General features: G+C 60.7%; 11 protein-coding genes and 1 pseudogene. 4 read left to right on the top strand and 8 right to left on the bottom strand.

Going from position 1 to position 13,174, the window contains the following annotated elements:
• Positions 1–21 precede the first annotated feature (21 nt).
• On the top strand, positions 22–1,530 hold the full coding sequence (locus KSX58_RS00315) for an amidohydrolase (RefSeq protein WP_034984211.1): 1,509 nt from the start codon (positions 22–24) through the stop codon (positions 1,528–1,530).
• A gap of 207 nt (positions 1,531–1,737) precedes the next feature.
• Here the strand turns inward: KSX58_RS00315 and KSX58_RS00320 are convergent, their stop codons facing one another.
• The gene (locus tag KSX58_RS00320; RefSeq protein ID WP_229029403.1) at positions 1,738–2,535 is read right to left on the bottom strand and encodes a bifunctional diaminohydroxyphosphoribosylaminopyrimidine deaminase/5-amino-6-(5-phosphoribosylamino)uracil reductase RibD; all 798 of its coding nucleotides are present in this window, start codon (positions 2,533–2,535) and stop codon (positions 1,738–1,740) included.
• 163 nt (positions 2,536–2,698) lie between these two features.
• On the opposite strand from KSX58_RS00320, the gene KSX58_RS00325 reads away from it, so the two are divergent.
• Entirely contained in the window at positions 2,699–3,124 is a 426-nt protein-coding gene (locus tag KSX58_RS00325) for a peptide deformylase (protein ID WP_042990427.1), read from the top strand.
• A gap of 155 nt (positions 3,125–3,279) precedes the next feature.
• Here the strand turns inward: KSX58_RS00325 and KSX58_RS10325 are convergent.
• A pseudogene (locus tag KSX58_RS10325) lies at positions 3,280–3,615 on the bottom strand (aldo/keto reductase); the annotation flags it as partial.
• 223 nt (positions 3,616–3,838) lie between these two features.
• On the opposite strand from KSX58_RS10325, the gene ettA reads away from it, so the two are divergent.
• Positions 3,839–5,515 (top strand): energy-dependent translational throttle protein EttA, encoded by a 1,677-nt coding sequence (gene ettA / locus KSX58_RS00335; RefSeq protein ID WP_003808281.1) that lies wholly within the window; start codon positions 3,839–3,841, stop codon positions 5,513–5,515.
• A gap of 223 nt (positions 5,516–5,738) precedes the next feature.
• The gene (locus KSX58_RS00340; RefSeq protein ID WP_011742880.1) at positions 5,739–6,644 is read left to right on the top strand and encodes an acyl-CoA thioesterase II; all 906 of its coding nucleotides are present in this window, start codon (positions 5,739–5,741) and stop codon (positions 6,642–6,644) included.
• Between the two features lie 25 nt (positions 6,645–6,669).
• Here the strand turns inward: KSX58_RS00340 and KSX58_RS00345 are convergent, their stop codons facing one another.
• From KSX58_RS00345 to hpt, 6 genes are all read right to left on the bottom strand, one after another.
• Positions 6,670–7,245, bottom strand: coding sequence for a DUF3180 domain-containing protein (locus KSX58_RS00345; protein ID WP_003808275.1), 576 nt, complete (start codon positions 7,243–7,245; stop codon positions 6,670–6,672).
• Positions 7,242–8,792: a 2-amino-4-hydroxy-6-hydroxymethyldihydropteridine diphosphokinase gene (folK, locus tag KSX58_RS00350; RefSeq protein ID WP_118331779.1), complete on the bottom strand. Its 1,551-nt coding sequence runs from the start codon at positions 8,790–8,792 to the stop codon at positions 7,242–7,244. Before folK ends, KSX58_RS00345 begins: the two co-directional genes overlap by 4 nt.
• Positions 8,793–8,876: 84 nt before the next feature.
• Positions 8,877–9,755, bottom strand: coding sequence for a dihydropteroate synthase (gene folP / locus KSX58_RS00355; RefSeq protein WP_003808269.1), 879 nt, complete (start codon positions 9,753–9,755; stop codon positions 8,877–8,879).
• 68 nt (positions 9,756–9,823) lie between these two features.
• Positions 9,824–10,459: a GTP cyclohydrolase I FolE gene (gene folE, locus KSX58_RS00360; protein WP_021912997.1), complete on the bottom strand. Its 636-nt coding sequence runs from the start codon at positions 10,457–10,459 to the stop codon at positions 9,824–9,826.
• Positions 10,459–12,558: an ATP-dependent zinc metalloprotease FtsH gene (ftsH, locus tag KSX58_RS00365; protein WP_021912996.1), complete on the bottom strand. Its 2,100-nt coding sequence runs from the start codon at positions 12,556–12,558 to the stop codon at positions 10,459–10,461. The genes folE and ftsH overlap by 1 nt, the downstream gene beginning before the upstream one ends.
• Positions 12,555–13,118, bottom strand: a complete 564-nt coding sequence (hpt, locus tag KSX58_RS00370) for a hypoxanthine phosphoribosyltransferase (RefSeq protein WP_171024957.1) — start codon at positions 13,116–13,118, stop codon at positions 12,555–12,557. Before hpt ends, ftsH begins: the two co-directional genes overlap by 4 nt.
• Positions 13,119–13,174: the final 56 nt, after the last annotated feature.

Raw genomic sequence — 13,174 nt, forward strand, 5'->3', positions numbered from 1 at the left:
ATTTTGTTGAATCGAGGATGTATGGGCGAACCGTATGTGATTGAGAATGTGTGTTTCGTGGGGTCCGATGAGTCTGTCGACATCACGATTGAGCAAGGGCGGATCGCGGATGTACGGTCTTCGGAAAAGTCGGTAGACAAGGCTTCAAAAACGTGGGTCATTCCCGGCTTGTGGGATTGTCACACGCACTTCACGCAGTGGTCGTACACGCTGGGGCGGCTTGATCTGATTGATGCCCGCAGCGCCGATGAGGCAATGAGCCTGCTACGCGAGCACTTGGAGGAACGCCGCGAATCCGGCACGCTCGACCCGGACCAGTACGTGGTCGGCATGCGGTTCAGACACTCCCTGTGGGCCGATGATGCCCAACCGACATTGGCTGCGATCGACGCGGTGTCGGGCGACCAGCCCGTGGCGCTGTCAAGCGCAGACATGCATTGCGGCTGGGTGAATTCAGCCGCGGCTCGTAAGCTCGGCGTGCATGTAGGAGAGTCGGGACTCGTCGGCGAGCTTGAATGGTTCGACGCTTACTGCAAGCTGGACAAAGGCCCCGGTGCGGCTGACGAGCTGATGCGATTGCTGCGCAACGCGGAACAGGACGCCGCCGGCAAAGGCGTGGTCGGCGTGCGCGACTATGAGATGGCCGAGAACATCGACACGTGGATTGACCGCTTCAAGCAGGGGCTTGACGGATTGCGCATCGAAGCCGGCGTTTACCCCGAACGACTTCAGCAAGCCATCGACGACGGCTGGCATACCGGCGACGAACTTCCCGGAAGCCATGGCTTGGGCCATGTCGGTGCGATGAAGATGATTTCCGACGGCTCGCTCAACACCCGATCCGCCTACTGCTCCACACCGTATTCGGGCATTACGCCGGAAACCTACGGCACGCTGAGCTACACCCCCGAGCAAATCGAATCGTATATGCGGCTCGCCACCGAACATGGCTTCGACATCGCCTGCCATGCCATCGGCGACGAAGCGAACACCATCGTGCTCGACTGCGCGGAACGTACCCACGCGCACGGCTCCATCGAGCATGCCCAAATGCTCAAGGAACGCGACATTCCACGTCTTGCGCAATTGGGACTTGCCGCGAGCATCCAGCCGCAGCACGCCATGGACGACCGTGACGTCATCACACGATTCTGGGGCAATCCCGCCGGAATTCCCTACGCGTTCAACAGTCTGCATCGGGCTGGAATCAAACTGCTTATGGGATCGGACGCGCCGGTCGCGCCGTTGGATCCGTGGCTGGCCATTTCCGCAGCGGTGTTCGGCACGGAGAGTTCCGACCGGGAGCCTTTCCAGTCTGAGCAATGTCTGGATTTCGAAACCGCGCTCGCTTCGTCCACCGCCCTGGGGCGTACGACGTTGCAAGCTGGAGATGCGGCAGACCTAGTGCTGCTGGATTGCGATCCGAGTGCGCTTGAGTCCCCTGAGGCCATGCGCGCCATGCCCGACCATGTGCTCGCCACTATGCTTGCTGGGTGCTGGACATATCAGTCTCACGTATCTCGCTTATAGATGGCGGAATCGGAAAGCCGCCCGATGCTATTTCGCTTATAGATGGCGGCGCCTCTACGTCATTAAGGTCTTAGAGGGTATGATTTACACCCTCTAAGACCTCTTCGCAAAATTCATCCGCCACCTATAAGCGAGATAGCACTGGACAAGCAGACGAATCCGCCATCTATAAGCGAGATACACGGCCAACAACACACGAATGGCGCTTCAGTCTTTTTGGCAAGCCATGGACAACCGCTCGAATGCTTCGTCGCTTTCCACGATGAGGCTGTCGATTTTGCGCTTGCCCAGCTCACTCAGCCATTCGTCTGGATCCGTGCAGGCGAGCGCGCCGGCCTCCAGGAGTAACGGCCTGTGGCCGCCAATCACCACTTCGTCTGCGCCGACGGCTTGGACCGGTCCGTTGAAATGCGCGAAAGACTCGTCAGGAACGTCCGATTCAGTTCCGGCAAGCACCGCCGCATATGTGGCATATAGTTCGCGCCGACGGACCGCATACTCAGAGTCCGATTCACCCGCACGCCTTCTGCCGTCCACAATGTACGGCTTTCCCGTGGTGATGTAGTGGAAGAAATGGCGATTGATGGCGTCGCATTCCTCCCGCATCACGTCGCGAACCACTTCGACGCCCGCTTCCTCAAGGATGCGAAGGCCTTTGCCCGCCACAATCGGGTTCGGATCGACCGATCCGACCACCACGCGTGCGATGCCGTGCGCCAGAATCAAGTCAGTGCACGCCGGCTGCGATCCGACATGGCAGCAGGGTTCAAGCGTGTCGATGACCGTGGCGCCAGTCAGATCGATGCCGTGCGCGTCGGCATAGTCGAACGCCATACGCTCCGCATGCGGGCCACGATACCGGTCATGGTATCCGGTGGCGAGAACCTCGCCACCGGATACCACCACCGCGCCTACCAGCGGATTCGGGTCCACCCATCCCGCACCCTTGCGGGCCAGTTCAAGAGCCTGCGCCATATATTCGCGGTATTGCAACATGTCTTCCATGACCCCAAGCATATTGCACCAGTCCAAGCCGCACACGTTGTGCCTCACATCCCGAAGCCGACGCGAACGGTCAGGGAATGGACAGGTCCGCCCAGCCGTCCGTCTCGCAGCCATGCGACGCTACAATATTGGCAGACCGGCAACATCCAACGAGAGGAATCACATGCAGCGTGAGATCATGACGTCCATCCCATTTTTGAGCCAGCCGTCCGCCGCAGCCGAGAACAACGAAGAGGATCTGGCCGTGGCACAGGACCTGAAAGACACGTTGGACGCGCATCGCAATGGTTGCGTGGGCATGGCGGCCAATATGATCGGCGTTCCCAAGCGCATCATCGCTTTTGTGGATGAGGATTTCGGCGGCCGCATTTTCGTGATGTTCAATCCACACATCACCGCCGAAGACGGCGCGTTCGATACGGCGGAAGGTTGCCTCTCGCTCCAAGGCGAGCGCCGCACCGTCCGATACCAGCGCATCGAAGTGGATTATATGGATCGGAAATTCCGCGAGCGCCACGCAGCGTTCACCGGTTTCACCGCGCAGATCATCCAACACGAGATCGACCACTGCGATGGCGTGATCATCTGATCGCCGACCTGCCGCCCACCAATCAATAGCCGCCCGCCGAAAACAGCCAACCCACCACCCTCGCACTCGAAAAGCGCGGAAAAACCAAGGAAAATCGCCGCCGCAGCACCTACGGGGGGCAACATCGGGACTTCCTTTTTCTCAGTACGTCAGCGTCATTCCCGTCCCGCGCGTTCCTTGATGAAACCAACGAACATATCGACGGCCTCCGGGGTGTCATGGCGGAAGAACAGGCTGGTCTTGGTATCCAGCGCGGTGACGGCCGCCATCTCCTCATCACTCAGCGTGAAGTCGAATACATCGATGTTCTGTTCCATTCGTTCCCGATGCGTGGACTTGGGCAACGCCACGATGTTCCGCTGCACCAGCCAGCGCAGAATCACCTAGGCGACCGACTTGCCATGGGTTTCGCTGATTTTCGCCAAAGTCGGATTATCGAACATGCCGGATCGCCCTTCGTCGAATGGCGCCCATGCCTCCTACGAGTAACCGCCACTCTGTGTAGACGGGATATGGGATAATCGGCGATGGTACTTTGCGTATGGACACGGTCCGAAAACACTTGGCTTCGATGAGTTCGCAGCAGACTTGCGATTCGTCCGCAACCAGTCGCGCCGGCAACGCGCCACAGCACGGCGAACAAGTGCGATTTTCCGTCGACCGACATACGCAAAACGCTGGAATTCCAACGTTTCTTAAGGATGGAACACAACATTGGCTGAGTTTATTTACCAGATGATCAAGGCCCGCAAGGCTTACGGCGACCGAGTGATTCTTGACGATGTGACCCTGAGCTTCCTGCCGGGCGCGAAGATCGGCGTCGTCGGCCCGAACGGCATGGGTAAGTCCACGCTGCTGAAGATCATGGCCGGCCTCGACACCGTTTCCAACGGCGAAGCCTACCTGACCCCTGGTTTCACCGTCGGCATTCTGCAGCAGGAACCGCCGCTGGATGACACCAAGACCGTCGGCGAGAACATCAAGATGGCATTCGGCCCGATCGCCGAAAAGGTGGCGCGTTTCAACCAGATTGGCGAGGAAATGGCCAATCCGGACGCCGATTTCGACGCGCTGATGGAAGAAATGGGCAAGCTGCAGAACGATATCGACGCGGCCAACGGTTGGGATCTCGACTCCCAGCTCGAGCAGGCCATGGACGCTCTGCAGTGCCCGGATCCGGATACGCCGGTGAGCGTGTGCTCCGGTGGCGAGCGCCGTCGTGTGGCACTGTGCAAGCTGTTGCTTGAGGCTCCGGATCTGCTGCTGCTCGACGAGCCCACCAACCATTTGGATGCCGAATCGATTCTGTGGCTGGAGCAGTTCCTGCACCAGTACAAGGGCGCAGTCATCGCCGTCACCCACGATCGTTACTTCATGGACAATGTGGCCGAATGGATCTGCGAAGTGGATCGCGGCCACCTGTATCCATACAAGGGCAACTACTCCACCTACCTGGAGACCAAGGCCAAGCGTATGGAGATCCAGGGCGCCAAGGACGCCAAGCTCGCCAAGCGCCTGAAGAGCGAGCTCGACTGGGTGCGTTCCTCGCCGAAGGCCCGTCAGGCCAAGAACAAGGCCCGTCTGGAACGTTACGACCAGATGGAGCAGGAGGCACGCAACAACAAGAAGCTCGACTTCTCCGAAATCCAGATTCCGGCCGGCCCGCGTCTGGGTTCCACCGTTCTGGAAGCCGAGCATATCCACAAGGCGTTCGGCGACCGCGTGCTCATCGACGACTTGAGCTTCACCCTGCCGCGTAACGGCATCGTCGGCGTGATCGGCCCGAACGGCGTAGGCAAGTCCACCCTGTTCAAGACCATCGTCGGCTTGGAGCCGTTGACCTCCGGTTCGCTCAAGATCGGCGACACCGTGAAGATCAGCTACGTCGACCAGAACCGTGCCGGCCTTGACCCGAACAAGAACCTGTGGGAGGCCGTGTCCGACGGACTCGACTTCATCGAGGTGGCCGGAGTGGAAGTGCCGACCCGCGCCTACGTGGCGTCCTTCGGCTTCAAGGGTTCCGACCAGCAGAAGCTGGTGGGCGTGCTGTCCGGCGGCGAACGCAACCGTCTGAACCTGGCGCTGACCCTGAAGCAGGGCGGCAACCTGCTGCTGCTCGACGAACCGACCAACGACCTTGACGTCGAAACCCTGGAATCCCTCGAAAACGCGCTGCTCGCCTTCCCGGGCTGCGCCGTGGTGATCTCCCACGACCGTTGGTTCCTCGACCGTGTGGCCACGCACATCCTCGCATGGGAGGGCACCGACGAGAATCCGGCCAACTGGTACTGGTTCGAAGGCAACTTCCAGGCCTATCAGGAGAACCGCATCGCCCGTCTCGGCGAGGATGCGGCCCGCCCGCACCGCCTGCACCGCAAGCTGACCCGCTAAAGGCAGACAGATCCAATCGAGTCGCGTTAAGCGCAGATTTCAGCAAAGCGCCACCCTTCATTACGAGCGGTGGCGCTTTGCCATACGTCAACCGTTGCCGCTAACCAACCGTTCATTCTTCTCACGTACTCGTTACAAAACAATCCGACGAAATTTACTACGTATGGATAGACTCGATGCCAGCATAAAGAGCTATCCACACGCGGAAGGAATCGAGGCCATCATGACGCAGACAGACATGACGCCGCTGCAGCGACTGGCAAAGGTGCTCCAGCTGGGCACGCCCTCAAACTATCGCAACCATACGTATATCAACGGCGAAAGCCTGTACTTCCCCACTGGCCGAGTCTACGGCGGACAGGTCATCGCGCAGTCGCTGATGGCCGCGTCGAGAACCGTCGCTCCATCCCGTCTGCCGAATTCCATCCACGGCTATTTCATTTCGGCCGGCGATATCCGTCAGGATCTGCTGTTCGACGTGGAAAATCTGCGTGACGGACGTTCCTTCTCCGCCCGTCGCGTGAATGTCACGCAGGCGCAGGGCTCGATTTTGACGGCAATCGCCAGCTTCCAGGAACATGACCAGGAAGGCATCGAATTCGCCGACCCGATGCCTGAGAACATTCCCGATCCCGACAGCCTGACCAGCGCGAAGCAACTGATGGAGCCGTATGCGGAACAGTCGCCGTTCGCCAAGTATTATGCGGAGAAGTCGCCGTTCGATATTCGCCATGTGACGCGCACCATCATGCTTGGCGCCGACAAGAAGAGCGCCAGCGAGGATTCCGGCAAGCAGATGGTGTGGATGAAGGCCGACGGCAAGGTGGACGTGCCGCAGGTCATGCATCGTGCGATGCTGGCGATGGGCTGCGACCAGATCATGCTGGAGCCGATTCTGCGCCGTGCTGGCTTAAGCATCGCCACGCCGGGCATTTCGTATGCGTCCATCGACCATTCGATGTGGTGGTACCGCGACATCGACATCAACCAGTGGCATCTGTACGTGCAAGACACGCCGACCGCGGCGCACGGACGCGGCTTGGGCCAAGCGAAGGTCTACACACAGGATGGCGAGCTGGTGGCCTGCATGGCGCAGGAAGCGATGTTCCGCGTGCCGAAGAAGGACTGAGACGGAGTTAAAGAAGGTCTGACGTTCAGACTTTCGATTTCGTGGCAGGATTCGTAGCCGATTTTGTAGACGCCTTCGTGGCGGCGGCCGCATAGCGATTGCGCTGTGCGGCCTTTTTCACGGCCGGACTTTCCGGCCCGTCGATAGGCGGGATGCGGCACAGCCACTCCCCCACGATGCCGACGATCATGTCGGCGACGCATACCACGCAGGCCACCACGCATTCGATGATGGCTTGGCTATAGAATTCCGCCTCACCATGCGGCAGACTCATGATGATCTGCCCACCGTACCAGCCGGCCAACGCCGCGCCCGCAAGTCCGAGCGCTTTGCAGGCCACCAGCGTGCCGAACGCCTTCTGCGGGTCCAATGGCTTGAGCTGCGCGCGTTTGACGGGATCTTTGGTCGTGTATTTATGAATCTGCAGAGCCATGTACAGCACCACACCGCCCAACACGGCCAGCACCACCGGCACGATCCAGGGTGCGCCAACCAACGGCAGGCCTGAAATCTCGCCGTATTTCGCCAATCCCATGCCGGCCAGCACGCCAAGCGCGGCCGCAAGGACGAATGACCACCAAGGGGTTCTGCGTGCTCTCATAGCGTGTCTCCGATAATCCAATTGTCGGTCAGCATGCCCACTTGCGCGGCGTCCGGAGCCATCGCCAGCAGGAACGCGACCGGATCCCTGCCGAGTTTCGCGTCCGGATCCATGTCGAACCATGGGGCGAGCACGGCCGCATGCTCACGTGCGGACGGCCACGGCACCATGCAATCAGGTTCGTTGCGGACCACGCCTTCCATGTCCACAAGGTCGAGGTCGAGGTCATCCGAAATGGAGGATGACACCGATTCCAACGCACCGATAAGCTCACGCGCGTCCATGCGCGTGGAAATCTGCATGACGGCGGCCATTTTGTCCGGATAGTCGTCGACCTGGCTGACATGGTACAGCGGCGAAATACCTTCCACCTGGTTGCCGGGAAGCGCGTCGATGGCCACGATCGCCTGACGGAACTGGTGTTCCGCATCAGTTGAAACGCTATCCAGGGAAATGACCGCTCGACGGGATGCCGGTCCCGGTTTCGCCGCGGCCGCAGCGGCTGCTTTGGAGGCCGCCGTACCTTCCGGAAATTCAATGGAATCAATGGATTCAACAGAATCGGCATCGTCAATCGCATCAACGTCATCTGCAGACGTCCCAATGTCGGAATCGCGAACTATGGGATCCTGAGCTCCGGCAACCATCCAATCGTCCGCGATCTCATCGATATGGTCGCGGTCGGACGTTTCGTGCAGCAGTTGCGCCACGGAACCGGCGTGCGCTCCCCCGAGTTCTGCGTCCGGTTCAAGCGCAAGCCACGGCCCCAATACGAAAGCCCGCTGCCATGCGCGCGGATGCGGCAACGTCAGGTCGGGGTCGGCGCTTTCCTGCCCGTCAAAGTCGATGATGTCCAAATCGAGCGTGCGCGACGTCCAATGGTCGGTGCGCACGCGACCATGCGAGGCTTCGATGCGCTGCAAACCGGCCAGCAGTTCGGCGGCCGAAAGCCTGGTATCCACGGACACGACCGCATTGCGGAATTCCGCAGTACCTTCCGGCATGCCCCATGCGTCGGTCCGATAGAGCGGCGATACCCCCGTCACCTGCGTGGAGGGAAGCCCATCAATGCACCGAACGGCGTCACGCAAGGTGGCGGTCACATCGCCCTGATTGCCTCCCATGGCGATGATGGCATGATGCACCTGCCCATGTTCCGACGACCGCTCACGCGATGGACTGCCAACTGTTTCACGGGAACGTTCCACGGTCACGCTGACATCGTCGAACGGCACGGTGATCGGCGCATTCGGCTTATGCACGGTGACCTGCGTGCGGCACACGGCCGGAAAGCCGAGAATCATGCCGACGATACGATTGGCCAGCTTTTCAATCAAATCGACGTGTTCGCCTTCGATGATGGCCACGATGCCTTTGGCGATCGCACCATAGTCGACGGTGTCGTTCAGATCGTCGGAACGGCCGGCGGCAGCGAGGTCGAGGAACAGCGTGGCGTCCACCACGAAGGTCTGGGCCCGCTCATGCTCGAAGTCGAGCACGCCATGTTTGCCCGTCGCGCGGATTCCCGTCAGTCGAATCTGATCCATACCAGCCTTCCTTTGCCGTTCCTACGTTCCGTATTCCTATTATTTCCGCGATTGCGATGTTGTGACTATCTGCGATTCGCACGGTCACGCGTTCGCATACTCGCGCCATGCGTTGCCGACGGCGACCGCGTCGCGGCTTTTCGCCACGTCATGCACGCGCACGGCCCACACGCCATGTTCCGCGCACAGGGCGCTGATGGCCGCGGTGGCGTTGTCTTTTGAGGCCATGTCCGGCTCGGTCACACCGGCGCCGGCAAGCAGCGAGCCGACGAAACGTTTGCGGGACGCGCCGATCAGCACCGGATAGCCAGCCGCGTTGAACCGGTCAAGCGCCGCCAGAATCGGCAGGTTATGCTCCACGCCCGGCTTGGAGAAGCCCAGGCCCGGGTCGATGATGACCTGTTCGGCCTGCACCCCGGCTTCAAGCACCGCATCCACCTGACGCATCAGCTCGTCATACACGTCATTCACCACGCCATGCTCGTAGCGGGAGGTGTCGGCGTCCGGCACATTGCCCGCGGCGCCGGCAAGCCAGCCACGCCAATGCTGCACGATGTACAGGCAGTCGGAATGGTCGGCCACCACATGCGGCAGTTCGCGGTCCAACTGGCCGCCGGACACGTCGTTGATGATCTGCGCGCCATGTTCGAGCGCGGCCAACGCCACCGAAGCGCGCGTGGTGTCGATGGACAGCACCGCCCCTTCGGGAATCAGCGCGTCCACAGCGCCCAGCACACGGGCCTTCTCGTCGGCTTCGCTGACGCGTTTGGCTCCCGGACGGGTGGATTCCGCTCCGATGTCGATGATGTCGGCACCGGCTTTCATCATCGCCTCGCCATGGGCTTTGGCCGCCTCCGGAGCAAGCCAGAGGCCGCCGTCGGAGAAGGAATCCTCCGTGATGTTGAGCACGCCCATCACCAACGTGCGCTGGCTATCATGAATCGCCTTCATATCAATCGCCATCGGTTTTCTTCCTTCATTCATTCCGTTCTTCCGTTCGGTTCTGTCCGATTCCGCCCGGTAAAGCGCACTTACGAATGGTTCGACAGAATCAGGCTCATCGCCTCGGTCCGCGTGGCCGCGTCGCGCATGCATCCTCGCACCGCCGAGGTGACGGTACGGGACTGCGCCTTCTTGACGCCACGCATGGCCATGCACATGTGGTCGCATTCGGTGACCACGATCACGCCACGCGCGTCGATGCCTTCCATCAACGCGTCGGCCACCTGCTGGGTGAGCCGCTCCTGCACCTGCGGACGGCGTGCGTACAGTTCCACCAACCGTGCCAGTTTGCTTAAGCCCGCCACTTGGCCGTTCTGCGGGATGTAGCCGACGTGGGCCACGCCATGGAACGGCAGCAGATGATGCTCGCAGACGGAGAACAGTTCGATGTCGCGTACGAGGACCATTTCGTCGGTGTCCACCTTGAAACGGGTTTTCAGAACTTCCTCTGGCCCGTGTCCGAGGCCGGCGAACAGCTCCTTGCACGCGCGCCCGATACGGTCCGGCGTGTCCAGCAGACCTTCACGGTCCGGATCCTCGCCGATGGACTTCAAGAACAGGCGCACGGCCTGGCGCACGCCTTCCTCGTCATAGCCGACAGGCCCGGCCGCATGAGCGGCACGGGCCTTGTCGTCGAAGAGGGTATCGAAATCGGTATCGCTCATCAGTTGGTCAATCCTGCGCTTTGCTTCAGCTTGTCGGGAATCGGGACCGGCGGAATGTCGGAGTCCGGACGCTTCTCGTCGCTCAACCAGACCTCGCGCTTCGGCGCCTTCTTGATGTTGGCGAAGATGGCGGCAAGCTCCTTCTCGTTGAGCGTTTCCTTGACGAGCAGCTGACGTACCAGCTCGTCGAGGATGTCGCGGTTCTCGTTGATGACGTTCCATGCTTCGGTATGCGCGGTCTCCACAAGCTTGAGCACTTCCTCGTCGATGATTTCGGCGGTGTGCGCGGAGTACTTGTGGGTGAGCGCGCCGAGATCGCTTTGCTCGTCATCGGACCACTTGATGGCGCCAAGCTTCTCGGAGAAGCCGTAGTCGAGCACCATCTGACGCGCGATGTTCGTGGCCTTTTCGATATCGTTGGAAGCACCGGTGGTCGGGTCGTGGAACACGACCTCTTCGGCGGTACGGCCGCCCATGGCGTACGCCATCTGATCGAGCAGCTGGTTGCGGGACATGGAGTAACGGTCCTCGGTTGGCATGACCGCGGTGTAGCCCAGTGCACGGCCGCGCGGCAGAATCGTCACCTTGGTCACCGGATCGGTGTCGTTCATGGCGGCCGCGACCAGCGCATGGCCACCCTCGTGATATGCGGTGTTGCGCAGCTCGTCGAGAGCCATGCCCTTGGAACGACGCTTCGGACCGGCCTGAACACGGTCGATGGCCTCGTCGATGGCGCGGTTGTCGATGAGCTGGGCGCCGGCACGGGCGCACAGCAACGCGGCTTCGTTCAACACGTTGGCAAGGTCGGCGCCGGTGAAGCCCGGCGTGCGCACGGCGATCATATGCAGGTCGACGTCCGGCACGAACGGCTTGCCCTTGGCGTGTACCTTCAGAATCGCCTCGCGGCCTTCCAAATCAGGTGCTTCGACGGCCACCTGACGGTCGAAACGACCCGGGCGCAGCAATGCCGGATCGAGCACATCCGGACGGTTGGTCGCAGCGATGATGATGAGGTTCGTATCGTTGTCGAAGCCGTCCATCTCGACGAGCAGCTGGTTCAGCGTCTGCTCGCGTTCGTCGTGGCCACCGCTCATGCCGGAACCGCCACGCTTGCGGCCGACAGCGTCAATCTCATCGATGAAGATGATGGCCGGAGCGTTCTTCTTGGCCTCATCGAACAGGTCACGCACACGGGAGGCGCCAAGGCCCACGAACATCTCCACGAAGTCGGAGCCGGCCATGGAGTAGAACGGCACGCCGGCCTCGCCTGCGATGGCGCGCGCCAGCAGCGTCTTACCGGTGCCTGGAGGGCCGTACAGCAGCACGCCGCGCGGAATGCGGGCGCCCAAAGCCTTGTAACGGGACGGGTCCTTGAGGAAGTCCTTGATTTCCTCGACCTCCTGCACGGCAGCGTCTTCGCCGGCCACGTCGGAGAACTTGGTGGTCGGGGTCTGGCCGTCGAGCAGTTTGCCGCTGTTCTTCTTGCCGCCCATGCCGAACATGCCGCCGGCGGCACCGCCCATACGGCTCATCAGGAACCAGAACAGGCCGAAGATGATCAGGAACGGCAACAGCGAGGTGAGCAGGTAGGTCCAAATGCTGGTCTGCTGCATGGACGCGGTCCAGCCCTTGGCCGGATCGGCCTTCTGCACGGCCTTGACCACGGCCGCGGACTGCGCATACGTGTAGTAGAACTGCACGTTCTTGCCGTAGTTCTTCGTACGTCCGGTGTCCGGGTCGGTGGCGGAGTAATCGCTCGACAGCTTGAGCTTGACCTGCTGGGTGTTGTCCACGATCGTCGCATACTCGACGGTGTTGCCGTTGAGGATCTGCATGCCATCCTTGGTGTCGATGGTCTGCGAGCCCGCACCGGCGAAAAGCTGGAACATGGTCACGGCAAGCAATGCCACGACCACAACCCACAGCCACGGCGACTGCCAGAACGGACGGGGGCCGTTGGACTTGTTGCCGTTCGCCCCGCTGCCACCGTTCTTGCCGTCATTGTTGCGGCTAAACGGATTGGTGAACGGGTTATTGCCCCCGTTGGGCTTGTTGCCGCCGCCATTGCTTGGCGGCTGGTTCGGACCAGGGAAACTCATGCCTGACCTCCTTCATAGACTGACGGCTTCAGCACCGCGATCGAATCGAGGTTGCGGTAGTACTCGTCGTAATCCAAGCCGAAACCGACCACGAATTCATCGGGAATCTCACGTCCCTTGTATTTCACATCAACATTGACCTTGCGACGTGCCGGCTTCTCCAGAAGCGCAAAAATTTCCACGGAAGCCGCTCCACGGCGCTTGAGCTCGTCGACCAGCCAAGCCAGGGTGATGCCCGAATCGATGATGTCCTCGACGATCAGCACATGGCGTCCTCGCACATCCGTGGACAGATCCTGACGAACCGTGATCTTGCCGCTCGACTCCGTGCCGGAACCGTAGCTCGACAGGCTCATGAAATCCATTTGGACCGGAATGCTCATGGCCTGGGAAAACGCCGCAAGCGTGTTCACGGCCCCCTTGAGCACGCAGACCAGCAGCGGGTTCTTGCCACGATAGTCTTCACTGGCTTGTGCCGCGGCACGGTTGATGATGTCGGAGATCTCTTCTTTGCTGATCAGCTCGTGATCAATGTCTTCTTGTACGTCAGCGATTCGCATGCCCACCATCTTGGCACATGCGAATGACGTGTTTCTGGCTATATGCTGAATATCCG

The sequence above is a fragment of the Bifidobacterium sp. MSK.17.10 genome (assembly GCF_019129655.1).
In the GTDB taxonomy this organism is placed as follows: domain Bacteria; phylum Actinomycetota; class Actinomycetes; order Actinomycetales; family Bifidobacteriaceae; genus Bifidobacterium; species Bifidobacterium adolescentis.